Here is a 22,276-nt window from a genome sequence, read left to right on the forward strand (position 1 = left end):
AAGCAGAAAATTTTATTAAAGGAGAGGGGAGAAATTTTTTCCTGCGTAAGCGCAAGGAAAATGAAACGATTTTGCGGCACTATGTAAATAGTAATGAGAACGACTATCAATTCGACGTTGTTTTGATATTATTATGCTCAGATTTTGTGACTTACGTCCTGGAGATAGAGAGTGGGTAATAATTTGATGCAGACGGATCTCTCCGTTTGGGGCATGTATCAGCATGCTGACATCGTGGTGAAAATTGTGATGATTGGCCTGATCCTGGCCTCCGTGATCACCTGGGCTATCTTCTTTAGCAAAAGCGCAGAGCTGATCTCCCAGAAGCGTCGTCTTAAGCGCGAACAGCAGCAGCTGGCGCAGGCGCGCTCGCTCGATCAGGCATCTGAATTGACCTCATCTTTCCACGCAAAAAGCCTGACTACTCAGCTTATCAACGAAGCGCAGAACGAGCTGGAACTTTCTGAAGGCAGTGAAGATAACGAAGGCATTAAAGAGCGTACCGGCTTTCGCCTGGAGCGCCGCGTAGCCGCCGTTGGCCGTCACATGGGCCGCGGTAACGGTTATCTGGCGACCATCGGTGCGATTTCACCCTTTGTCGGTCTGTTCGGTACTGTATGGGGCATCATGAACAGCTTTATCGGTATCGCCCAGACGCAGACCACTAACCTGGCGGTAGTTGCGCCGGGTATCGCGGAAGCGCTGCTGGCGACGGCGATTGGCCTGGTGGCGGCGATCCCGGCGGTCGTTATCTATAACATTTTTGCCCGTATGATCGGCAGCTACAAAGCGACGCTGGGCGATGTTGCCGCGCAGGTTCTGCTGCTGCAAAGCCGCGACCTGGACCTCAACGCCAGCTCGGTAAAGCCGGTTCACGCCGCATCTAAACTGCGTATAGGTTAAGAGTATGGCTTTGCGTCTTAATGAAAATCTGGACGATAACGGTGAAATGCATGAGATCAACGTAACGCCGTTTATCGACGTTATGCTGGTTCTGCTGATTATCTTTATGGTTGCCGCGCCGCTGGCGACGGTGGATGTGAAGGTCAATCTGCCCGCTTCTTCCAGTCAGCCGCAGCCGCGCCCGGAAAAGCCAATTTACCTCTCGGTGAAAGCCGATAAGAGCATGTTCCTGGGCAACGATCCGGTGACCGATGCGTCGGTAATTCCGGCGCTTAACGCGCTGACCGGCGGCAAGAAAGATACCACCGTCTTTTTCCGCGCGGATAAAACCGTCGACTATGAAACCATGATGAAGGTGATGGACACGCTGCACCAGGCGGGTTACCTGAAGATTGGCCTGGTCGGGGAAGAAAAAGCGAAGTAATAAAAAAGGCAACGTAAGTTGCCTTTTTTGTCTGCCCCCTTCATGAGGAAGGGGGCTGGAGTACTGGGTTTACCCCAGATGTTCCCCGCCGCACACGCCATGTACCTCTGCCGTGACGTAGCTTGATTCCTGACTTGCCAGATAAACGTAGACCGGCGCCAGCTCGGCAGGCTGCCCCGCGCGTTTCATTGGTGTCTGCTGACCAAACTGCGGAATTTTATCCTGCGTCTGGCCGCCGGAGATCTGCAGCGCCGTCCAGATAGGGCCCGGGGCGACCACGTTCACACGGATCCCTTGCTCGGCAATCTGCTTCGCCAGCCCGCGGCTGTAGTTCAGGATGGCCGCCTTGGTGGAGGCGTAGTCCAGCAGGTGCGGGCTTGGCTGATAGGCCTGAATGGACGACGTGGTGATAATGCTGGAGCCTGCCGGCAGCAGCGGGATCGCCTCCTGGGTAATGTAGAAGAGCGCCAGGACGTTAACCGCATAGGTCTGTTTAAACTGCTCGGTCGTCAGATCGGCAATCTTTTCTACCGCAGTCTGTTTACCAGCTACCAGCGCAAGGATATCCAGTCCCCCCAGCGCTTCGTGAGCCTTATGCACCAGCGAACGGGCAAACTGCTCGTCGCTTAAATCGCCCGGGATCAGCACCGCTTTGCGGCCCGCCTCTTCGATAAGCTGCTTAACCTGCTGCGCATCCTCTTCTTCCGCCGGAAGATAGTTAATAGCGACATCCGCACCTTCACGCGCGTAAGCGATGGCGGCAGCTCGTCCGATACCGGAGTCACCTCCTGTCACCAGCGCCTTACGATCCTGGAGCCTGCCGCTACCTTTATAGCTTTGCTCGCCGCAGTCAGGCACCGGCGTCATTTTCGCCTGGACGCCCGGAGCGGGTTGCTTCTGCTTCGGATATTCACCGGTGTGATACTGGGTAGTAGGATCCTGGATTTTCGTCTGGTTATCTGCCATGTGGAATCTCCTGTTTTGTGACGTAGATGATAAGCTTAGGAGAAAATTCTGGCTTGTGTGGGATAATCAGGATAATCCTTAATTTTCTTACCGCTTCGGTTATTTTTATGCGTCTTTTTCGGGGAGAGGGGAGGCAGGCGAATCGGCTCTGGCGGCAACGGCCTCCGGGTCAAGCGCCACGGCGGCGACGCTGGCGGTGCGGTGTTTGCCCTCGGCAAGAAGACGGGTAAGGCGCAGCGTGGCAGTTTCGCGCGCCAGAAGATGCTGATAATGGCTCTCCAGTCGCGCCATAACCTTTTCGGTCAGTTCCGGCTTTTGCGCTATCAGACTGGCGATCGCCGCACCGTAGATCTCTTCTTTCACCTGCAGGGGATATATTTCACGGCGGTTATGCCACTTCAGGCGCACCAGCGCCGCAGGAATAGAAACCATATCCTGTGTAATTCGCGCCATCTCTTCATTTTTATGCTGAATAAGCGCATCAAGGTTTTGCTTTAAGATAAATTCGTCGCTTTTAGCATTATCCAAAGCCAAACAGATGTTATCTTCCGGCGCGTCGCTCATCTTATTCACCCTCCAGCTTATAAAAAAGAGGCGCGGAGGTTTCGCGGGTAATTAGATTAAGCCAGATTGCGTTGCCCTCTTTATTTATCGCTTCGCTTTTTTCGGCCATTATTTCACTTAATGTCTGGGCATCTATTTCGCCTTCAGCCTGCAGGTCGTTAAGCAGCCGGACAAAGACCTCGATCTTCGCCGCGCGAAATAAGCGTTCTTTTATATGGCGATCGTGCTCTTCCAGCAGCATATTGCGGGATTTACCGGAGTGGGAAACACCAATTAATATGTCAGCCTCGAAATCGGAGAGGGTTGTTTTTCCCTGAGTTAAACTGGCATTTTTTTCTGCTGCCTCGGGCTTCTCTTTTTCAGGCGTAATGTGAAACCTGGCCGGGACCAGATGCTCAGGCAGCATTTCAATATCCTTTGTTTTCAAAAAGATAGTTTTATTCGGGAGGTGAGATCCGTTGACAATAACATGGGGCAATTTTAAAATCAAAAAAAATGGAGCCAACCCATGAACAGCATTTTTTATTCTGTCATTACCCTGCTTTTGCTGACGGCCGGCGTGCTTTTATTGATGCGCGAATTTAATAAAACAGAGACGCCGCCCGCAGATGCCGCTCCCCAGCCACAGCCTTTGACAAAGGAGGAGGGAGAAGATCATTTTTCATCGCTCATGAATGCGATAACGCCGGTCTGGTACTGGCGAGTTAATCATGAATATATTGATTTCCTGCACGCGACAATTAAGCGAATGAAAATGACGGAAATAAACGATACGCCCGGGTTGTTTGAGGCCCAGCGTCGTTGCAGCGACCTTAATTCCGCCGTTTATAAATATTACGACAATATCAAAAAGCGCTGCCTGAACGGGGAAAAAGTCGCCTTCTCCGATCTGGAGGTGCTTAACCTGCGCCAGTGTTTTCGGGAGTTTAGCCTGGAAGCTTATCCCGAACTGGTGGCGCTGGTCTGGCCGGACTATGCCCGTCCGCAGGTTAACCCGGCAGAAGTGTAAGGTTTTTGTGGGTTAGTTGTTGCAATCTGTTTACCGCGTTGCGATATACTTCAACCTGGTTTTGCTTGCTGACAGGTTTATATGGAACGTTTTTTTGAAAATGCAATGTACGCCTCCCGCTGGTTACTGGCGCCGGTTTACTTTGGCCTCTCTTTAGCGCTGGTTGCGCTGACCATCAAATTTTTCCAGGAGATTTTTCACGTCCTGCCAAACATATTTACCATTGCCGAGGCGGATCTGATCCTGGTTCTCCTGTCGCTGGTGGATATGACGCTGGTGGGCGGGCTGCTGGTGATGGTGATGTTTTCCGGTTATGAAAATTTTGTCTCTCAGCTCAATATTGCGCCTCACAAGGAGAAGCTGAGCTGGCTTGGCAAAATGGACGCCTCCTCGCTGAAAAACAAAGTGGCCGCGTCTATTGTCGCTATCTCCTCCATTCACCTGCTGCGCGTATTTATGGACGCGAAGAACGTGCCGGACAATAAGCTGATGTGGTACGTCATTATCCATCTGACGTTCGTGCTGTCGGCGTTCGTAATGGGGTATCTGGATAAGCTGAGTAAGAAGTAGGAGGCGCTTCCCCTCACCCCGGCCCTCTCCCCGGTGGGAAGAGAGAGAAAGGCGTGATAAACGCGGGTGCGGAGTCGGCTCCTTCTGTGAGGCAACGGGTAAAAGACGGCAGCGGACCGTCTCCTCTCCCCGGTGGGGAGAGGGAGAAAAGCGTGATAAACGCGGGTGCGGAGTCTGCTCCCTCTGTAGGGCAACGGGTAAAAGACCGCAGCGGACCGTCTCCTCTCCCCGGTGGGGAGAGGGAGAAAAGCGTGATAAACGCGGGTGCGGAGTCTGCTCCCTCTGTGGGGCAACGGGTAAAAGACGGCAGCGGACCGTCCCCTCTCCCCGGTGAGGAGAGGGAGAAAGCGTGATAAACGCGGGTGCGGAGTCTGCTCCCTCTGTGAGGCAACGGGTAAAAGACCGCAGCGGACCGTCTCCTCTCCCCGGTGGGGAGAGGGAGAAAAGCGTGATAAACGCGGGTGCGGAGTCTGCTCCAGCTGTGAGGCAACGGGTAAAAGACTGCAGCGGACCGTCTCCTCTCCCCGGTGGGAAGAGGGAGAAAGGCGTGATAAACGCGTGTGCGGAGCCGGTTCCCTCTGTGGGGCAACGGGTAAAAGACCGCAGCGGACCGTCCCCTCTCCCCTCCGGGGAGAGGGTTAGGGTGAGGGGATTATTTATCCGATGACGCCTGCCACAGATTTAGCTCCCCGTCCGCCACATGCTGGTCAATCTTCCTCAGCTCCTCCTCGCTAAAGCGCAGATTATCCAGCGCCCGTACATTCTCCTCCAGCTGCTCCGGACGGCTCGCCCCGATCAGCACCGAGGTGACGCGCTCATCTTTCAGCAGCCAGCTTAACGCCATCTGGGCCATCGTTTGCCCGCGCTGTTGCGCCATCTCGTTGAGCAGGCGCAGGCTATTCAGGTTCGCTTCCGTCAGCATCTTCTCCGTCAGGCCGCGCACCTTTTTACCCTCGCGATGCATACGCGAATCGTCCGGGATGCCGTTAAGGTATTTGCCGGTGAGCAGCCCCTGCGCCAGCGGCGTAAAGGCGATGCAGCCGGTGCCGTTAGCCGCCAGGGTCGCCAGCAGACCGCTCTTATCTACCCAGCGGTTGAGCAGATTATAGGAAGGCTGATGAATCAGCAGCGGCACTTTCCACTCGCGCAGCAGATCGGCCATCTTTTGAGTGCGCTCCGGTGAATAAGAGGAGATCCCCACGTAAAGCGCTTTTCCGCTCTGCACCGCATGGGCCAGTGCGCCAGCGGTCTCTTCCATCGGCGTATTCTCATCCACGCGATGGGAGTAGAAGATATCCACATACTCCAGCCCCATCCGCTGCAGACTCTGGTCGAGGCTGGCAAGCAGGTATTTGCGCGAGCCGCCGGAGCCATAGGGTCCAGGCCACATGTCATACCCCGCTTTGGTGGAGATGATCAGCTCGTCGCGGTAGCCTGCGAAATCCTCCCGCAGCAGACGGCCAAAGTTCTCCTCGGCGCTTCCCGGCGGCGGGCCGTAGTTGTTGGCGAGATCGAAGTGGGTGATGCCAGAATCAAAGGCTTTGCGCAGCAGCGCGCGCTGGCTCTCCAGCGTCTGGACATGACCGAAGCTATGCCACAGGCCAAGTGAGAGGGCGGGCAGACGTAAACCGCTTCTGCCGCAGTAGCGGTACTGCATCTTTTCGTAGCGGCCAGGGTCGGCGTTCCAGGACATGATGTCTCCTTGTTATGATGCGTTTTGAAACAGCGTTTTCATCCATTATAGAATCATAAATTTTGATGAGATGCGACTTCCCTCCCGCCGCTCTGTTGCGGATGAAAGATATATTTTAATAACCACAATTTAACACTGTTTCTTTTATAGAGGCGAATTTTGCCTTTTGCGCAATATGGCTAATTCAGGCGTTTTAATTAACGCGCTAAATATGTGGAATTAATTAAGTGCTTCTGAATAAATCATATTAAAAACAAGAAGATACTATTTTTATGCGCTCTGTTTTCCAGCGTGAAGCTGCGATTTTTAAAAAAATAAGAGAAGCGTAAATATTTATAAAATTCATCTTAAATAAGTATTGTTCTGCCAGCTGCTGCCGATAAAGGAAAAGGAGGCGCCTGCGGGCGAAGACTCCGTAACGGCAAGGATAATCTATGAATCTGTTTCGCAATTTTACGATCCGTCGCGTCATGCTGATGGTGCTGGGCTTTTTTTGTTTCATGTGGGCAGGCGTGGGTCTGTACAGCACCTGGTCCCTTTCCCGGGTCGCCGAGGGGCAGGAGATTGACAGACAACTGGTGCAGCAGCTGACGCTGGTAAGCCAGGGGAACGACGCCTATTTTCGCGTGGTTACGCGCCTGAGCCGTGCGATGGAGCTGCAGGCGACGGGCGGCACCCCTGATTTCGCTCCGGCGCGCCAGGCGCTGGATAATCTTCGCAGCAGACTTAGCGAGATGAAGGCCATATCGCCAGGGCCGATGGATCCGCAGATTTCCGCGCAGATGCTGGCTGCGTGGCAGGATTTGCTCGAGCAGGGTATCGCTCCCCAGCTGGCACTGGCGCAGCAGGGTCAGTCAGAGGGCTACCGGCAGCAGGCGGGGCAGGTGACGCCGACGCTCAGCCGCGCCTTTGGCGCCGCCGCCGACGCGTTTAACCGTGCCGCGACAGACAGGATCGACAGCTCCCGCGCTACGGTGGATGAGCTGGTGGGCATCACCCGAACGGCGATTATCGCCGCCACCCTTATTGGTCTGCTGATCCTTCTCTTTAGCGACCGCTATCTGGTCGCCATGCTGGTCAAACCGCTGGCGCAGATGCGTGAGCATTTTCGCCAGATTGCCCAGGGCGATCTTAGCCAGCCGATTGCCCCCATCGGACGTAACTGTGTAGGGCAGCTGGTGCCGCTGCTTACCGCCATGCAGGATAGCCTGCGCGAGGCGGTAAGCACCATTCGCGCCGGCAGTGAAAACATCTGGCGCGGCGCAGGAGAAATTGCCCAGGGCAATAACGATCTCTCCTCGCGTACCGAAGAACAAGCTGCCGCGCTGGAGCAGACGGCGGCAAGCATGGAGCAGCTGACCGCCACGGTGAAGCTGAACGCTGACCACGCCCGGCAGGCCAGCACGCTGGCGGAGGTAGCCTCCACCACTGCGGGCCGCGGTGAATCGTTAGTCAAAGAGGTGGTGGCGACCATGAGCGGCATTTCTGACAGCTCGCACAAGATTGCCGATATCACCAGCGTGATTAACGGCATCGCCTTTCAGACCAACATCCTGGCGCTGAACGCGGCGGTAGAAGCGGCGCGTGCGGGAGAGCAGGGGCGCGGTTTCGCCGTAGTGGCCGCAGAGGTGCGTAACCTGGCGAGCCGGAGCGCCAGCGCGGCGAAAGAGATAGAAGGGCTTATTGCCGACTCCGTAACCCGCGTGGATCGCGGTGCCCATCTGGTTAACGAGACGGGCAGCACCATGCAGGCGATTTTGCGCGACGTTACAGAGGTCACGACCCTGATGCGGCAGATTGCGCTGGCGTCAGAGGAGCAGAGCAGAGGCATCTCGCAGGTGGGACTGGCGATTGGTCAGATGGATGGCGTCACCCAGCAGAATGCCTCCCTGGTGGAGCAGGTCTCCGCCGCCGCCGCCGCGCTGGCGCGCCAGACGGATGAACTTCAGCGTTCGGTGCAGAAATTTCGCCTCAGCGCCCGGGAGGCGGAGCCGCTCGGGTAAGGGATTATCAGGCCGCCCCGTGCGGCCTGATGATTTTAGGCAAACGGGCATCGGTGATCAGCTCGGTCACCTGGGAAAGATGCCCTATTTTCACCTCGCTGGCGCGCTTAAGCTTACTTTTATCGATCAGCAGCAGCGACTGCGCGGCCCGTTTAAGCAGCTGCGCTTTAAACCCGGCGCTGTGCATTGCCGGGTCCCACATATTGCCCGCCTCATCGACCCCCTCGCAGGAGAAGATAAACAGGTCGATCTCCATTCCCTTCAGCAGCGAGCCCAGCGCGGGATTCACATAGCAGCGGTATTTACGCTCCAGCGTGCCGCCGGAGCAGATAAGGGTGATGCGCTCGCGTTTCGCCATCTCGTGACAGATGGGCAGGCTGTTGGTAAAGACGGTCATCTCTATATCCGGCAGCTGGCGCGCCAGATGAAAGCAGGTGGAGCTGGCATCCAGGGCGAGGATCATCCCTTCACTTATCCAGCCCAGCGCGTGACGGGCGATATCCACCTTATCGGCGTAATGGCTTTTTAACCGGCTGCCAAACGGCTCGCCACCGTCGCGGTTAGGGGGATGAATCAGCCGCGCCCGACCATGATGGCGCACGATCTTTCCGTGCTGCTGTAACGCCCTGAGATCCCGGCGGATGGTCTCCTGGCTGACGGCGAGCCTGTCAGCGAGCGCCCCGGTGGTGAGCCAGTCGCTGTCGCGTAGCAGCGCGAGAATGCTTTGCTGTCGGTTACCCTTCATGGTGCGGCTCCGGCTTTTCAGCGCCCGATCGGTGAAAGATAAAATGAGTGATGCCAGTTTAGCGGAGGGTTGTAAATAAGCGGGTAAAAAAAGCGCGACGGGGGCCGGTTTTCGGTCAGAGGAGGAGCGTCTTGCAGGGCGGTATTACCCGCCCTGCACGGGCTTAGTGGGTGGCTTCGCCCACCAGGCCGCCCGCACCGGCGCCGACCGCCGCGCCTTTCAGCACGCTTTTGCCGGTGAGGGCTGCCGCGCCTGCGCCAACGCTGCCGCGCCTGCGCCAACGGCCGCGCCGATCGCGCCGCCCTTGCGCGCCGCTTTACCTTTATCGCCGCTTTTCAGCATTGCGCCTGCGCCTGCGCCTACCACGGCGCCGCCGACGGTGGATTTCACATCTTTGCCCGCCGCCGCGCCGACGGCCGCGCCAACCAGCGCCCCGGTGCCGGTTTTATCAATCGCCATACCGGAGGCAGAAAAGATCAGCGTGCTGATGATCAGCGTTGTTCTTATCATTTTCATGACAGTTCCTTTGCAACTGCGTGTGGTAATTACTCAAGACCGCTCGCCCAGGCCAGCGGCGGCGGAATAATGCCAGTAAACCGCGCGCGGTTGTAGGCCAATGATGCCTGAATCGCGGTGGACGGCGGAAAAGCACTCACAATGACAGGGGAAATCGTTATATAATTTTTTGCATAACGAAAAGGTGAGGTCTTATGAAACAGCAATTCTGGCGGGCTCTGGCCCTGAGCATAGTAATTTTTATCCCGTTAACTTCCCAGGCCTCCCGCCTGATAACCGATCAGACTGGCCGACAGGTGACGATTCCCGATCGTGTCGATCGGGTGGTGGTATTGCAGCATCAGACCCTGAACCTGCTTGTGCAGATGAACGCCACCGACAAAATTGTCGGCGTGATGGCAAACTGGAAGCAGCAGCTTGGCGAGGGCTACGCGCGCCTGGCGCCGGAGCTGAACCAGAAGGCGGCGCTGGGCGATCTTACCCATGTCGATCCCGAAAAGCTGGTGGCGCTCCACCCGCAGGTGGTCTTTGTCACTAACTACGCGCCGAAGGCGATGATCGACACCATCAGCGCTCTGGGGATCCCGGTCGTGGCAATCTCACTGCGTCACGACGCGGCGGGGGAGCAGGATAAGATGAACCCGACGATGGCCGATGAAGAACAGGCCTACGATCGCGGTCTGCGCGAGGGGATTACGCTTATTGGCGATATCGTCAATAAGCCGCAGGAGGCGAAAGCGCTGATAGAGGCGACCGACCAGGGGCGTAAGCTGGTGCGCGAGCGCCTCAAGTCGATCCCGGCCGGCCAGCGGATCCGCGCCTATATGGCCAACCCCAATCTGACCACCTACGGCTCCGGCAAATATACCGGCCTGATGATGGCCCACGCGGGGGCGGTAAACGTAGCGGCGGAGACCGTCAAAGGCTTTAAAACCGTGACGATGGAGCAGGTCATCGCCTGGAACCCGCAGGTGATTTTTGTACAGGATCGCTATCCGTCGGTGGTCAACGAAATCAACGCTTCACCTCAGTGGCAGGTGATTGATGCGGTGAAAAACCATCGCGTCTACCTGATGCCGGACTACGCCAAAGCCTGGGGCTACCCGATGCCGGAGGCGATGGGCATTGGCGAGCTGTGGATGGCGAAAAAACTCTACCCCGAGCAGTTCCGTGATGTGGATATTCGCAAAGTAGCTAACGACTGGTATCAGCGTTTCTATCGCACAAACTATCAGGGCGTTGACTGATGCGCGCGCTGGCGGCTGGCAGCCTGCGAACCGTCTGGCCGAGGCTGATGGCGCACTTCCCGGAACCGGTTGAAACCCGCTTCGGCCCGGCCGGGCTGTTGCGGGAACGAATTAGCGCCGGAGAGCCGTGCGATCTCTTCGCCTCGGCAAGCCTGGATCATCCGCAGACGTTGCTCACTGCGGGCAAGGCGCGACGGGTTTTACCGTTCGCCAGCAATTCGCTCTGCCTGACCGTGCGCAGCGACCGGGTGCGGGAAGGAGAGGCGTGGCACGCCCTGCTGGACCGGGACGATCTGCGGATCGCCACTTCCACCCCTGTCGCCGATCCTTCCGGCGACTATGCGCAGCTCCTCTTTGACCGCATGGGTGACGCGGGAGCGCGCGTTCGCCGTCGGGCGCGGGCGCTGGTGGGCGGGCGCGACAGCGCGGCGCGGGCGCTGGTGGGCGGGCGCGACAGCGCGCCGGTGCCGCAGGGAAAAATGGCGGCGGAGTGGATTATTCATAGCGGCCAGGCGGAGATTTTCATCGGCTACGCCAGCTATGCGCCCGCGCTGCGGCAGAGGGAAGGGCTGACGGTGATAACGCTCCCCGAATCGGTTAACCCGCAGGCGGTCTACGCCAGCGCGGTGATCACGAGGCAGGGGCAGCGTCTGGCCGATTTTTTACGATCCGATACGGCGCAGGCGATCCTGCGGGAGGCGGGGTTTGGTGCTTGTCCGGGCGGCGAACCGCCCGGCTGAGGATTATCCCTGACGTTTATCTTCGGTTTGGGTATCGAAGTCGCTGGCGGAATGGCGCTCGTGAAGCTGTTCGGCAGGCTCGCCGAAGGTGCGATTCACCATGCGTCCGCGCTTAACCGCCGGGCGCTCGCCCACCTCCTGGGCCCAGCGCTGAACGTTTTTGTAGCTCTGCGCGTCAAGAAACTCGGCGGCATTATAGACGCTGCCGAGCGCCACGCCGCCGAACCACGGCCAAATCGCCATATCGGCAATGGTGTACTCCTCTCCCGCCACGTAGCGTCCGCGCGCAAGCTGCTTGTCCAGCACGTCTAACAGGCGCTTCGCCTCCATGGTGAAACGGTCGATCGCATACTCAATCTTCACCGGCGCGTAACTGTAGAAGTGGCCAAAGCCGCCGCCAAGGAACGGCGCGCTACCTTGTAGCCAGAACAGCCAGTTGAGGGTTTCGGTGCGGGCCGCCGGATCTTTGGGCAGGAAGTGGCCAAATTTCTCTGCCAGATAGAGCAGAATATGGCCCGATTCAAAGACGCGCGTCGGCGGGGTAGTGGAACGATCGCAGAGTACCGGGATCTTCGAGTTGGGGTTAAGGTCCACAAAGCCGCTGGAGAACTGGTCGCCTTCACCGATGCGGATCAGCCACGCGTCATACTCCGCCTGGGTCACTCCCAGCGCCAGTAGCTCCTCCAGCATAATCGTCACTTTCTGGCCGTTGGGTGTGCCCAGCGAGTAGAGCTGCAGCGGATGCGAGCCGACCGGCAGCGCCTTTTCATGGGTGGCGCCGGAGACAGGGCGGTTGATATTGGCGAACGCGCCGCCGCCGTTTTTGTTCCACTCCCACACTTTGGGTGGCTGATAGGTGTTGTCTGACATGTTGGCCTGCCTTTTTGAGGATGTGTTGAGGCAGTGTAGCAGGAGATTTTCAGCAGGTTTAACGAACTGAGCACATACGCCTGTACGCTCCCAAAGCGCAGTAAGAGGTGTATGATAATTTTTCTTTGTCTGGTTAATAACAACGTGCAGACGACAGCGCTTGCAGCCTATGCCGCCTGCCTTGATTAGGTTGGATTAATGCATAAAGGAAATTCAAGCAGCGACGCTCCTTTTGGAACCTTGCTGGGGTATGCGCCAGGTGGCGTGGCGATTTACTCTTCTAATTACGGTAGTCTCGATCCGCGTCACTATCCGGCTGATGCGGAGTTTCGCAGCTATATCGGCAACGAGTATATGGGACATAAATGGCAGTGCGTGGAGTTTGCGCGCCGTTTCCTCTTCCTCAACCACGGCTTTGTTTTTACCGACGTCGGCATGGCGTGGGAAATTTTTTCGCTGCGCTTTCTGCGCGAGGTGGTCAACGATAATCTTCTGCCGCTGCAGGCCTTCGCCAACGGCTCCCGCCGCGCGCCGCAGGCCGGAGCGCTGCTGATCTGGGAAAAGGGCGGGGAATTTCACGAGACGGGCCACGTGGCGGTGATCACTCAGCTTCTCGGCGACAGAGTGCGCATTGCCGAACAGAATGTGATCCACTCCCCGCTGCCCGCCGGGCAGCAGTGGACCCGCGAGCTAAAGCTGACGGTGGAGAACGGCTGCTATACCCTGCATGATACCTTCACCGATACCACCATTCTGGGCTGGATGATCCAGACGGCGGAGAGTGAACATAGTCTGCCGCAGCCGGAGATCGACGGCGAACTGCTGAAGATCCGCGGCGCCCGGCTGCAAAACAACCGCCAGTTCGACGGCAAATGGCTTAACGAGAACGATCCTCTGCAAAAAGCCTACGTCCAGGCTAACGGTCACGTGATCAACAGCGATCCCTGTCACTACTTCACCATTACCGAAAGCGCCGAGCAGGAATTGATCAAAGCGACCAACGAGCTGCACCTGATGTATCTCCACGCAACCGATAAGGTGCTGAAAGATGACAATCTGCTGGCGCTGTTTGATATTCCGAAAATCCTCTGGCCGCGTCTGCGACTCTCCTGGCAGTGGCGTCGTCACCATGCGATCACCGGGCGTCTCGATTTTTGCATGGATGAGCGCGGCCTGAAGGTTTACGAGTACAACGCCGATTCCGCCTCCTGCCACACCGAAGGCGGGCTGATCCTCGAAGAGTGGGTGAAAAAGGGCTATCGCGGTACCGGCCATAACCCGGCTGAAGGGCTGCTGGAAGAGCTGACCGGCGCCTGGCAGCACAGCCATGCGCGTCCGTTCGTCCATATTATGCAGGATGATGATATCGAAGAGGATTACCACGCGCTCTTTATTCAGCGCTCGCTGATCCAGGCCGGTTTTGAAACCAAAATACTTCGCGGGCTGGGCGCGCTCGGCTGGGATGCGGCAGGGCAGCTTATTGATGACGAGGGCCGCCATGTCAACTGCGTCTGGAAAACCTGGGCGTGGGAGACCGCCATGGAGCAGATCCGCGAGGTGAGCGAAACGGAGTACGCCGCCGTGCCGATTCGCACCGGCCATCCGCAGAACGAGGTGCGGCTGATTGACGTGCTGCTGCGCCCGGAAGTGCTGGTCTTCGAGCCGCTGTGGACGGTGATCCCCGGTAACAAAGCGATTCTGCCAGTGCTGTGGCAGCTCTTTCCTGGCCACCGTTACCTGCTGGATACCGACTTCGAGGTGAATGACCTGCTGGCGAAAACCGGCTACGCCGTGAAGCCGATTGCCGGGCGCTGCGGCAGTAATATCGATCTGATAAGCCCGGAAGAAGAACTGCTGGATAAATCCAGCGGCAGGTTTGCCGATCGCAAAAATATCTATCAGCAGCTCTGGTGTTTGCCTGAGGTTGACGACAAGTATATTCAGGTCTGTACCTTTACCGTCGGCGGCAGCTATGGCGGAACCTGCCTGCGCGGAGATAATTCGCTGGTAATTAAAAAAGAGAGCGATATCGAGCCGTTAATGGTGGAAAAAGAGCGGTAACTTTACAGCCTCTCCGCAGGCGCGGCCTTGCGGGGAGGCTTTGATTGTTTTCATAGCGCGTTTTAGGCAAAGATCTTCCGGTGCGGATAAAAGCACCCTCATACTTTTTCGATGAACCTTATCGAGAAGGTTCTATTTCAGAGAAATAAAAGAGCTTTAGCTTGTAGGTAGGTTTGCAGAGCGGGCTTATTTATCGGGTAATGCCATGTAGTCATCAATCTTTGACCGAACTATGCTGATCAACACAAGTCGCTAATATAGAGAGAAAGAGAGATACACTGGGAAGAAGCTTCCGCCAGGTTATTGAATCTGTATATGGAGATTGAGATTTACAGGAAGGAAAAGAAGAAAAGTGGTGCCCGGACTCGGAATCGAACCAAGGACACGGGGATTTTCAATCCCCTGCTCTACCGACTGAGCTATCCGGGCAACGGGGCGCATTAAACCCGATCCGCTGCCCGGCGTCAACGAAATTTATTGTTTTCGCAACGAAGTGCACACTCTCTCGCCAGGTTGCCGCGAAATCAGGCGAAAAAGCGACTCCAGAGGAGGGAAAGCGGCATGGCGAGCGCCAGCGCGGGCAGCATATTCACCACCGCAAACATCTTAATCCCGCAGATGCGCAAACCGGTCGCCAGCAGTAACAGACCGCCGACCGCTGTAAAATCGGCCATCATCGCCGGCGTAGTGAGCGGTAAAATAAGGCCAGCGCAGGCAGCCAGCGCAAGCTGGATGAGCAGCATCGGTACGCAGATTGCCGCAACGGCTATCCCGAGAGAAGTGGCGAAAATCGTGGCGGTAAAAAAGTCGAGAAAAGCTTTGGCGATCAGAATGCTTGGATCGCCGGTCATCCCCTCCTGCATGGCGCCAAAAATCCCGGTACCGCTGGCGCAAAAGAGAATAATGATCGCCACAAAGCTCTGAATATACGACTCATGCGCGCCGCTTTTGCTTTGCCCGGGACGGGAGATGAGCGTCTTCGCCTTGCCGACCGCCTTGTTGATCCCTTTTTCAAGGAAGCAAAACTCACCGATCAGCGCGCCGAGCAGCGTCGCCAGCACCATCACCGGCAGGTTGGCGCATTTGATGACCAGAAGGATGCCGATCCCCATAGAGGCCAGGCCGAATATGGAAGGCATCGATGAGCGAATACGCTCCGGTAATCTCTGGCTTAGCAGTGCGCCAAGCACGCCTCCCAGCAGCACGGCACTGGCATTGATAAACGGTCCGACAACCACGGGAACTCCTTTTAGGTGCAACACGTAAAAAAATAATTATGACATGTGTCACGATTTGCGTTTTAGTAATGAATGATAAACGCCCCGACCGCGCCTTGCACCACCGGAAAAAAGGTGCCATCATTGCGCAAATTTTCCTCACGGAACGGGCCGCTCATGACTATCATTTCCACCGCCGCGCGCATTCCTGTCCGTTTATCTCCCTCTCGCTCAAGCCTCACTATGCGGTGAAGTTCACGCAGGCTCACTGCTGGACAACAGTAAAACCAGACGCGATCTGCTTTTACTGATGTCTGGCGGTCGGAGCTCTCCGATCGGACACCTTCGTTGGGCAGAACAGAGATTCTGTCCGGGGCTTTTTCACCCCTGAACGGGTATTTGTGCTTATGAAATCCATGAAAATTGCCGTCAGCCACGAGCTGCTTGACCTTGTCTCTACGCATCGTGAAAAGGTGACGCTGGATAACACCGATTTTACGGATGTGGCGGCAGTCCTCATTACGGTAGCTGATAGTCGCAGCGGTATTCTGGCGCTGTTAAAACGCACCGGCTTTGCGCTGCCGGTTTTCCTCTTCTCGCCGGGGCCAGTGGAGAAGCCGGCGGGCGTGACGGCGGTGATTGGCGGTAAAGCGCAGGAGTTTCTGGAAGTGGAGGCGGCAGCGTGCGCCTATGAAGAGAAGCTGCTTCCGCCATTTTTTGACACCCTCAGCCAGTACGTGGAGATGGGCAACAGCACCTTCGCCTGCCCGGGGCACCAGCACGGCGCATTTTTTAAAAAGCATCCCGCCGGACGTCAGTTTTTTGAGTTTTTCGGCGAGAACCTTTTTCGCGCCGATATGTGTAACGCCGACGTTAAGCTGGGCGATCTGCTGATCCATGAAGGCTCCGCCAAACACGCGCAAAAGTTCGCGGCAAAAGTTTTTAACGCCGATAAAACCTATTTCGTGCTTAACGGCACGTCGGCGGCCAATAAAGTAGTGACCAACGCACTGCTGGCCCGCGGCGATCTGGTACTGTTCGATCGCAATAACCATAAATCTAACCACCACGGCGCCCTGATCCAGGCGGGGGCCACGCCGGTCTATCTGGAGGCGGCCCGCAATCCGTTCGGCTTTATCGGCGGTATTGACGAACGCTGCTTTGACGAGGCCTGGCTGCGCGAGCAAATTCTCGACGTCGCGCCGGAAAAAGCGCGTGACGCTCGCCCGTTCCGCCTGGCGGTGATCCAGCTCGGCACCTATGATGGCACCATCTATAACGCCCGGCAGGTAATCGACAAGATTGGTCATCTGTGCGACTACATCCTTTTTGACTCCGCATGGGTGGGCTACGAGCAGTTTATCCCGATGATGGCGGACAGCTCGCCGCTGCTGCTGGATCTGACCGAAAACGATCCGGGGATCTTTGTGACCCAGTCGGTACATAAGCAGCAGGCGGGCTTCTCACAAACGTCGCAGATCCATAAAAAGGATGACCATATTCGCGGGCAGGCGCGCTTTTGCCCGCATAAGCGTCTGAATAACGCCTTTATGCTCCACGCTTCCACCAGCCCGTTCTATCCGCTTTTCGCTTCTCTTGACGTCAACGCCAGGATCCATGAGGGGGAGAGCGGACGCCGGCTCTGGGCGGAGTGCGTAGCGCTGGGGATCGAGGCGCGTAAGGCGATTATCGCCAACTGTAAGATGATTAAGCCCTTTATCCCGCCGGAGGTGGCGGGGCGTCCCTGGCAGGATCATCCCACCGAGGCGATAAGCCGCGAGCGGCGCTTCTTCAGCTTTGAGCCGGGCGCCAGATGGCACGGCTTTAAAGGCTACGCCCGCGAGCAATATTTTGTCGATCCGTGCAAGCTCCTGCTGACCACCCCGGGCATCGACGCGCAAACGGGCGACTATACAGCGTTTGGCATTCCCGCCACCATTCTCGCCCACTACCTGCGGGAAAACGGCATCGTGCCGGAGAAGTGCGATCTGAACTCAATCCTCTTTCTGCTCACGCCAGCTGAAAGCGCGGAGAAGATGGCGCAGCTGGTGGCGATGCTCGGCCAGTTTGAGCAGCATATTGAGGACGACACGCCGCTGGCCGACGTGCTGCCCACCGTCTTTAATAAATACCCGGTGCGCTATCGCGATTACACCCTGCGTCAGCTTTGCCAGGAGATGCACGATCTCTACGTCAGCTTTGACGTGAAAGATCTGCAAAAAGCGATGTTCCGCAAGGCGAGCCTGCCTGCGGTGGTGATGAACCCGCAGGAGGCAAATCAGGCTCTTATCCGGGGCGAGGTGGAGCTGGTGCGTATCAGTCAGGCGGAAGGACGTATCGCGGCGGAAGGGGCGCTGCCGTATCCCCCCGGCGTGCTTTGCGTGGTGCCAGGCGAAGTCTGGGGCGGGGCGGTGCAGCGTTACTTTCTGGCGCTGGAGGAGGGGATCAATTTGCTGCCGGGCTTTTCGCCGGAGTTACAGGGCGTCTACAGCGAAACCGACGCCGATGGCATCAAACGGCTCTATGGCTACGTGCTGAAGTAAGAAAAACCCCCTCATGCGAGGGGGTGAATGTTTTAATGGGCGATCGGCTGTGTGCCGGTTGGCACGCGAACGTGTTTGTATTTGAACAGCACAATGAACGCGAAGAAGAGCACCAGCGAATAGCCCGCGAAGATCAGCCATACCGGCTGCCAGTCGGTGATGCCGTTGGTGGTATACATCTCCACCACTTTCCCGCTGACGATGCCGCCAAGGATGCAGCCGAAGCCGTTGGTCATCATCAGGAACATCCCCTGCGCGCTGGCGCGGATTTCCGGTTTCACCTCTTTTTCAACAAAGACCGAGCCGGAGATATTGAAGAAGTCGAAGGCGCAGCCGTAAACAATCATCGACAGCACCAGCAGAACGGTGCCGAACGGCGTCGGGTCACCGTAAGCGAACAGGCCAAAGCGCAACATCCACGCCATGATACTGATAAGCATAACGTTCTTGATGCCGTAGCGGCTGAGGAAGAACGGGATGGTGAGGATAAACAGCGTCTCGGAGATCTGTGAAATCGACATCATCACCGAGGCGTGCTCAACGATAAAACTGCCCGAGAAGAGCGGGTTGTTATCGAAGCTGTGCAGGAAGGTGTTGCCGAACATGTTGGTGATCTGCAGCTCGGCGCCCAGCAGCATGGAGAAGATGAAGAAGATGGCCATGCGCTTGTTTTTAAACAGCGCAAAGGCGTCCAGGCCGAGCATGGTGCTCCAGCTCTGGTTTTTCTGCTGGTTGGAGACCGGGATATGCGGCAGCGTCAGAGTGAACAGCGCCAGCAATACCGACAGCGCGGCGCCGATATAGAGCTGCATATGGCTCAGTTCGAAGCCTGCGAAGCTAACGCCCCACATCGCCAGAATGAAGCCGATGGTGCCCCAGATGCGGATCGGGGGGAAATCGGTCACGATATCCATTCCCGCCGACTTCAGGCGGTAGTAGGAGATGGTGTTGATAAGCCCGAGGGTTGGCATATAGGCCAGCGAGTTGAGCAGGATCACCATAAACATCGCCCCGGGCGTGGTGACGCTGGCGGCCATAAATAGCGTGCCGGCGCCGACCAGGTGGCAGAGGGCATAGAGCCATTTGGCGCTCAGCCATTTATCCGCCACGATCCCGAGCAAGGTCGGCATAAAGACCGCCGCGATCCCCAGCGAACTGTAGACCGCGCCGATAGACGCTCCGTCGAACTTGAGCGTAACAAACATGTAGGAGCCAAGCGTGGTCAGCCAGCTTCCCCACAGGCAGAACTGCAGGAACGACAATATTTTAAGCTGCAGCTTAAGGTTCATGTTAACTTCCTCACAAGAAGGTGGGGTAAATGTTGATTCAGAAACATTCATGAAGTGGATTTGATGCAATTCTATCAGCGGGTAATGATATGTTTTGTTACCTCCCGCAAAAAAATGCAATCTCCATTAATTTGCAGATTGGATTGTGATGCAAATAACATTTTTGTATGGATGGGGTGACGGGCTCCTCACTCTCTCCCCGGTGGGGGAGAGAGCAGGATAAGGGGAGGGGTTACCGGCGTCGGTAGCTTTTCTGAGCCGTGTTCACCTTATAAAGGTACCGGCGCGACTCCGCCGACGGATGCCGGGAGGTGAGGGTGGCGTAAACATCTCCTGGCGACATGCTGTTGATAATATTGGCCGCCTGCACCTTATCGTCAGAAAAGACGCGCAGTACGCTGCCCGCCCCGCCGTTATAGGCGGTGATCACCGCATAGCGACGCGAGGTAGGGTTATTGATGCCGCTCAGATAGACATTATTCAGCATCGCCAGATAGGCGGTACCGGTGTCGATATTGCTGGCCGGATCGAAAAGATAGTTGCGGCTCGGCATGCCGTAACGCCCCTGCGAGCGGAACACATCCTTCCCGGCGCTGTGCTGCACCACCTGCATCAGCCCCAGCGCGTCGGAACGACTTACCGCATAGGGGTTAAATGACGATTCCGTCTGCATAATCGCCAGAATCAGCGACTCGTCTACGCCATATTTACGTGACGCCTGACGCACCATGCCGATGTACTTATGGGCTCGTTTGTCGAGGTGGTTCGGCACCAGGTTAATGGTTACGCTGTAGATCACCTTCAGGCCGTTGGTACGGCTCTTGAGACGATTTTGCAGCAGATAGTCGGCAAAGCTGGTGGCGCGCCCCTCCCAGCGAATGGGCTGCCCGGTCTGATCCACCACCTGGCCATAGAGGAACGGCTCTTTGGAAATGGTAATATCGTCTTCGTCAGAGTAGAGGTCGATAGAGCCCGGATCGTCGCCCATCAGCAGGGTTTTAACGATGGCGCGCCGTAAATGCGCGGCCGGTTCAGTCCCAGCGATAGTCTCGATCGTGATCGTACCGTCATCAAAGTTGATGTGGCTACGGGTCTGGTAAGCGTCGGTATATTTAACGTAGTCTTTTGGACCGGCAATCAGGACTTCGTTAAATCCCCAGATGTTTTCAATGTTATGGGCGAACTGCCCCATCAGAATATCAAAACCGTTGGTGTCCTTAACCCAGGCTTCGTTATAGCTATCGCCCTTTTTGGAAGAACAAGAGACAAGCAACGGCGCAACAAGTGCTAGCGCTAAAATTTTTTTCATCATTCCGGGAGTGCATGTTGTGTTTGCTTGGTCGTTGCTTTCGCCGGGTGGCGCTGCGCTTACCTGGCCTACAAAACCGTAGGCCCATGCAAGCGAAGCGTTACCCGACAACAGCCGCAGCGTATTATTTTTCCGGCGGTGTATAGCCTTCGATATGGACATCTTTGCCCTCGAACAGGAAATTAACCATCTCCTGTTCCAGCAGCTTGCGGTGCTCCGGATTCATCATGCTCAGTTTTTTCTCGTTAATCAGCATGGTCTGCTTATGCTGCCACTGCGCCCACGCCTCTTTGGAGATCTCGTTGTAGATGCGCTTTCCCAGTTCGCCCGGATAGAGCTGGAAGTCCTGACCTTCAGCTTCGCGCTGCAGGTAGGTACAAAAAATCGTTCTGGCCATACTTACTCCTCATCTTTTACCAGAGCTAAATCAACGCTCCGGCACGTAATTGCTGCAACAAGCGCTCCACGGGGGCCGCCAGTCCTACTGACGGCGGTTGCGCTAAGTTATACCAAAGACCATTGCCTTCATCCATGCAAGAGGAGAAGGAGGACACGGGAAGCCACATTGGCACAATATCCAGATGGAAATGGCTGAACGTGTGGCGAAACGCGGTCTGCTGGGTTAGATTATCGGCCGATATTCCGTGCTGTTTAAGCCATTCGCGAAGCGCCGCTTCATCTGCAAACTGCGGGAAGCAGTGAAGCCCGCCCCACAGGCCGCTGGGCGGGCGCTTCTCCAGAAATACCTCGTCGCCGTGCTGCATCATCAGCATACAGGCGGAGCGCTCCGGCAGCGTCTGCTTTGGCTTTTTGCCCGGATACTGCGCCCACGACTGGTTCGCTCTGGCGATACAGATATTGTTCACCGGGCAAAGCTCGCATTTTGGCTTTGAGCGGGTGCAAACCATCGCGCCGAGATCCATCATCGCCTGGTTAAAACGCGCCACGCCAGCGGCGGGTGTCACCGTTTCGCTGATTGTCCAGAGCCGCTTTTCCACCTCTTTTTTACCCGGCCAGCCGCTTACAGCATAGCAGCGAGCCAGCACGCGTTTTACATTGCCGTCGAGAATCGGAAAATGCTGGTTTAAGGAGAGGGAGAGGATCGCCCCGGCGGTAGAGCGTCCGACCCCCGGCAGCGCAGCCACCTCTTCAAAGGTTTGCGGGAAAATTCCGTTGTGCCGGGTAGCGACCTGCTGGGCCGCGAGATGCAGATTGCGGGCGCGGGCGTAATAGCCAAGACCGGTCCACAGGTGCAGCACCTCATCCAGCGGCGCGTTTGCCAGATCTGTCACCGTCGGAAAGCGCGCCATAAAGCGCTCAAAATAGGGGATAACCGTCGCGACCTGCGTCTGTTGCAACATCACCTCGGAGAGCCATACTTTGTAGGGCGTTTTTTCGATTTGCCAGGGCAGGGTTTTACGCCCGTATTTGTCGTACCAGTCCAGCACCTGGGCTGAAAATTGAGAGGCTTGCATGGTCATTGATTCGCATTATCAGGGAGCCAGATTGCAGCACAGCGGCCCCGACCTGTAAACCGGATCTTTCCCAGGCTTGCATAGAAGGCTTAACTTTGGATAATGCCCGTTTCCCGAACATTCTCACTGGCA

Annotated in this window: 21 protein-coding genes, 1 tRNA gene and 1 pseudogene; 9 read left to right on the forward strand and 14 right to left on the reverse strand. The window is 56.6% G+C overall.

Translation table 11 applies throughout. The annotated features are described in order from the left end of the window. Positions 1–171 precede the first annotated feature (171 nt). On the forward strand, positions 172–903 hold the full coding sequence (gene exbB, locus BN3796_RS04655; RefSeq protein WP_061707216.1) for a tol-pal system-associated acyl-CoA thioesterase: 732 nt from the start codon (positions 172–174) through the stop codon (positions 901–903). Positions 904–907: 4 nt separating this feature from the next. Next, positions 908–1,327: a TonB system transport protein ExbD gene (gene exbD / locus BN3796_RS04660; RefSeq protein WP_061707217.1), complete on the forward strand. Its 420-nt coding sequence runs from the start codon at positions 908–910 to the stop codon at positions 1,325–1,327. Positions 1,328–1,396: 69 nt separating this feature from the next. Here exbD and BN3796_RS04665 read toward each other — a convergent pair whose 3' ends face one another. From BN3796_RS04665 to BN3796_RS04675, 3 genes are all read right to left on the reverse strand, one after another. Beyond that, positions 1,397–2,293, reverse strand: a complete 897-nt coding sequence (locus tag BN3796_RS04665) for an SDR family oxidoreductase (RefSeq protein ID WP_061707218.1) — start codon at positions 2,291–2,293, stop codon at positions 1,397–1,399. 105 nt (positions 2,294–2,398) lie between these two features. After that, positions 2,399–2,857 (reverse strand): hypothetical protein, encoded by a 459-nt coding sequence (locus BN3796_RS04670; RefSeq protein WP_061707219.1) that lies wholly within the window; start codon positions 2,855–2,857, stop codon positions 2,399–2,401. Position 2,858: 1 nt separating this feature from the next. Beyond that, a complete protein-coding gene (locus BN3796_RS04675) occupies positions 2,859–3,263 on the reverse strand; it encodes a hypothetical protein (RefSeq protein ID WP_061707220.1) in 405 nt (134 codons plus the stop codon). Positions 3,264–3,365: 102 nt separating this feature from the next. On the opposite strand from BN3796_RS04675, the gene BN3796_RS04680 reads away from it, so the two are divergent. Both BN3796_RS04680 and BN3796_RS04685 read left to right on the forward strand, forming a co-directional pair. Then, positions 3,366–3,866: an ESA_00282 family adhesion-associated protein gene (locus tag BN3796_RS04680; RefSeq protein ID WP_061707221.1), complete on the forward strand. Its 501-nt coding sequence runs from the start codon at positions 3,366–3,368 to the stop codon at positions 3,864–3,866. Positions 3,867–3,947: 81 nt separating this feature from the next. Then, positions 3,948–4,436 carry a TIGR00645 family protein gene (locus tag BN3796_RS04685; protein ID WP_061707222.1) on the forward strand — a complete coding sequence of 163 codons (489 nt, stop codon included), beginning with the start codon at positions 3,948–3,950 and terminating at the stop codon, positions 4,434–4,436. Positions 4,437–5,088: 652 nt separating this feature from the next. Here BN3796_RS04685 and BN3796_RS04690 read toward each other — a convergent pair. After that, on the reverse strand, positions 5,089–6,129 hold the full coding sequence (locus BN3796_RS04690; protein WP_061707223.1) for an aldo/keto reductase: 1,041 nt from the start codon (positions 6,127–6,129) through the stop codon (positions 5,089–5,091). Positions 6,130–6,563: 434 nt separating this feature from the next. Between BN3796_RS04690 and BN3796_RS04695 the strand changes: the two genes are divergently transcribed. Beyond that, positions 6,564–8,132 carry a methyl-accepting chemotaxis protein gene (locus BN3796_RS04695; RefSeq protein WP_061707224.1) on the forward strand — a complete coding sequence of 523 codons (1,569 nt, stop codon included), beginning with the start codon at positions 6,564–6,566 and terminating at the stop codon, positions 8,130–8,132. Positions 8,133–8,139: 7 nt separating this feature from the next. On the opposite strand, the gene fucR is transcribed toward BN3796_RS04695, so the two are convergent. Both fucR and BN3796_RS04705 read right to left on the reverse strand, forming a co-directional pair. Then, the gene (gene fucR, locus BN3796_RS04700) at positions 8,140–8,877 is read right to left on the reverse strand and encodes an L-fucose operon activator (protein ID WP_061707225.1); all 738 of its coding nucleotides are present in this window, start codon (positions 8,875–8,877) and stop codon (positions 8,140–8,142) included. Between the two features lie 163 nt (positions 8,878–9,040). Continuing rightward, positions 9,041–9,393, reverse strand: a pseudogene (locus BN3796_RS04705) (glycine zipper family protein). A 194-nt stretch (positions 9,394–9,587) separates the two neighbouring features. On the opposite strand from BN3796_RS04705, the gene BN3796_RS04710 reads away from it, so the two are divergent. Beyond that, positions 9,588–10,640, forward strand: coding sequence for an ABC transporter substrate-binding protein (locus BN3796_RS04710; protein WP_061707226.1), 1,053 nt, complete (start codon positions 9,588–9,590; stop codon positions 10,638–10,640). Beyond that, positions 10,640–11,380: a substrate-binding domain-containing protein gene (locus BN3796_RS04715; RefSeq protein ID WP_061707227.1), complete on the forward strand. Its 741-nt coding sequence runs from the start codon at positions 10,640–10,642 to the stop codon at positions 11,378–11,380. The genes BN3796_RS04710 and BN3796_RS04715 overlap by 1 nt, the downstream gene beginning before the upstream one ends. A gap of 3 nt (positions 11,381–11,383) precedes the next feature. On the opposite strand, the gene yghU is transcribed toward BN3796_RS04715, so the two are convergent. Next, positions 11,384–12,250: a glutathione-dependent disulfide-bond oxidoreductase gene (yghU, locus tag BN3796_RS04720; protein WP_061707228.1), complete on the reverse strand. Its 867-nt coding sequence runs from the start codon at positions 12,248–12,250 to the stop codon at positions 11,384–11,386. A gap of 198 nt (positions 12,251–12,448) precedes the next feature. Between yghU and gss the strand changes: the two genes are divergently transcribed. After that, positions 12,449–14,311, forward strand: coding sequence for a bifunctional glutathionylspermidine amidase/synthase (gene gss / locus BN3796_RS04725; protein WP_061707229.1), 1,863 nt, complete (start codon positions 12,449–12,451; stop codon positions 14,309–14,311). Positions 14,312–14,664: 353 nt separating this feature from the next. Here gss and BN3796_RS04730 read toward each other — a convergent pair. The 3 genes from BN3796_RS04730 to BN3796_RS20660 all read right to left on the reverse strand — a co-directional run bounded on the left by BN3796_RS04730 (position 14,665) and on the right by BN3796_RS20660 (position 15,965). Then, positions 14,665–14,740, reverse strand: a tRNA-Phe gene (locus BN3796_RS04730). A 95-nt stretch (positions 14,741–14,835) separates the two neighbouring features. Next, positions 14,836–15,549, reverse strand: a complete 714-nt coding sequence (locus BN3796_RS04735) for a DUF554 domain-containing protein (RefSeq protein WP_061707230.1) — start codon at positions 15,547–15,549, stop codon at positions 14,836–14,838. A 62-nt stretch (positions 15,550–15,611) separates the two neighbouring features. Further along, positions 15,612–15,965: a hypothetical protein gene (locus tag BN3796_RS20660; RefSeq protein ID WP_148381757.1), complete on the reverse strand. Its 354-nt coding sequence runs from the start codon at positions 15,963–15,965 to the stop codon at positions 15,612–15,614. On the opposite strand from BN3796_RS20660, the gene BN3796_RS04740 reads away from it, so the two are divergent. Then, entirely contained in the window at positions 15,936–18,071 is a 2,136-nt protein-coding gene (locus BN3796_RS04740; protein WP_061707231.1) for an ornithine decarboxylase, read from the forward strand. The two genes, BN3796_RS20660 and BN3796_RS04740, sit on opposite strands and share 30 nt — an antisense overlap. A gap of 32 nt (positions 18,072–18,103) precedes the next feature. On the opposite strand, the gene BN3796_RS04745 is transcribed toward BN3796_RS04740, so the two are convergent. The 4 genes from BN3796_RS04745 to mutY form a co-directional block, all read right to left on the reverse strand. Further along, complete coding sequence (locus tag BN3796_RS04745) at positions 18,104–19,360, reverse strand: nucleoside permease (RefSeq protein ID WP_061707232.1); 1,257 nt, start codon at positions 19,358–19,360, stop codon at positions 18,104–18,106. 232 nt (positions 19,361–19,592) lie between these two features. Further along, positions 19,593–20,669: a membrane-bound lytic murein transglycosylase MltC gene (mltC, locus tag BN3796_RS04750; RefSeq protein WP_061707233.1), complete on the reverse strand. Its 1,077-nt coding sequence runs from the start codon at positions 20,667–20,669 to the stop codon at positions 19,593–19,595. 124 nt (positions 20,670–20,793) lie between these two features. Beyond that, entirely contained in the window at positions 20,794–21,066 is a 273-nt protein-coding gene (locus tag BN3796_RS04755; RefSeq protein ID WP_061707234.1) for an oxidative damage protection protein, read from the reverse strand. Positions 21,067–21,091: 25 nt separating this feature from the next. Then, entirely contained in the window at positions 21,092–22,144 is a 1,053-nt protein-coding gene (gene mutY, locus BN3796_RS04760) for an A/G-specific adenine glycosylase (protein ID WP_148381758.1), read from the reverse strand. Between the last annotated feature and the right edge of the window lie 132 nt (positions 22,145–22,276).

Source organism: Pseudenterobacter timonensis, from assembly GCF_900021175.1.
Lineage (GTDB): Bacteria > Pseudomonadota > Gammaproteobacteria > Enterobacterales > Enterobacteriaceae > Enterobacter > Enterobacter timonensis.

Excerpts from the sequence above, each read along its gene's own strand:
- exbD (WP_061707217.1), top strand. The coding sequence starts at position 908 with ATGGCTTTGCGTCTTAATGAAAATCTGGACGATAACGGTGAAATGCAT.
- BN3796_RS04665 (WP_061707218.1), bottom strand. The coding sequence starts at position 2,293 with ATGGCAGATAACCAGACGAAAATCCAGGATCCTACTACCCAGTATCAC.
- BN3796_RS04670 (WP_061707219.1), bottom strand. The coding sequence starts at position 2,857 with ATGAGCGACGCGCCGGAAGATAACATCTGTTTGGCTTTGGATAATGCT.
- BN3796_RS04675 (WP_061707220.1), bottom strand. The coding sequence starts at position 3,263 with ATGCTGCCTGAGCATCTGGTCCCGGCCAGGTTTCACATTACGCCTGAA.
- BN3796_RS04680 (WP_061707221.1), top strand. The coding sequence starts at position 3,366 with ATGAACAGCATTTTTTATTCTGTCATTACCCTGCTTTTGCTGACGGCC.
- BN3796_RS04685 (WP_061707222.1), top strand. The coding sequence starts at position 3,948 with ATGGAACGTTTTTTTGAAAATGCAATGTACGCCTCCCGCTGGTTACTG.
- BN3796_RS04690 (WP_061707223.1), bottom strand. The coding sequence starts at position 6,129 with ATGTCCTGGAACGCCGACCCTGGCCGCTACGAAAAGATGCAGTACCGC.
- BN3796_RS04695 (WP_061707224.1), top strand. The coding sequence starts at position 6,564 with ATGAATCTGTTTCGCAATTTTACGATCCGTCGCGTCATGCTGATGGTG.
- fucR (WP_061707225.1), bottom strand. The coding sequence starts at position 8,877 with ATGAAGGGTAACCGACAGCAAAGCATTCTCGCGCTGCTACGCGACAGC.
- BN3796_RS04710 (WP_061707226.1), top strand. The coding sequence starts at position 9,588 with ATGAAACAGCAATTCTGGCGGGCTCTGGCCCTGAGCATAGTAATTTTT.
- BN3796_RS04715 (WP_061707227.1), top strand. The coding sequence starts at position 10,640 with ATGCGCGCGCTGGCGGCTGGCAGCCTGCGAACCGTCTGGCCGAGGCTG.
- yghU (WP_061707228.1), bottom strand. The coding sequence starts at position 12,250 with ATGTCAGACAACACCTATCAGCCACCCAAAGTGTGGGAGTGGAACAAA.
- gss (WP_061707229.1), top strand. The coding sequence starts at position 12,449 with ATGCATAAAGGAAATTCAAGCAGCGACGCTCCTTTTGGAACCTTGCTG.
- BN3796_RS04740 (WP_061707231.1), top strand. The coding sequence starts at position 15,936 with ATGAAATCCATGAAAATTGCCGTCAGCCACGAGCTGCTTGACCTTGTC.
- BN3796_RS04745 (WP_061707232.1), bottom strand. The coding sequence starts at position 19,360 with ATGAACCTTAAGCTGCAGCTTAAAATATTGTCGTTCCTGCAGTTCTGC.
- mltC (WP_061707233.1), bottom strand. The coding sequence starts at position 20,669 with ATGAAAAAAATTTTAGCGCTAGCACTTGTTGCGCCGTTGCTTGTCTCT.
- BN3796_RS04755 (WP_061707234.1), bottom strand. The coding sequence starts at position 21,066 with ATGGCCAGAACGATTTTTTGTACCTACCTGCAGCGCGAAGCTGAAGGT.
- mutY (WP_148381758.1), bottom strand. The coding sequence starts at position 22,144 with ATGCAAGCCTCTCAATTTTCAGCCCAGGTGCTGGACTGGTACGACAAA.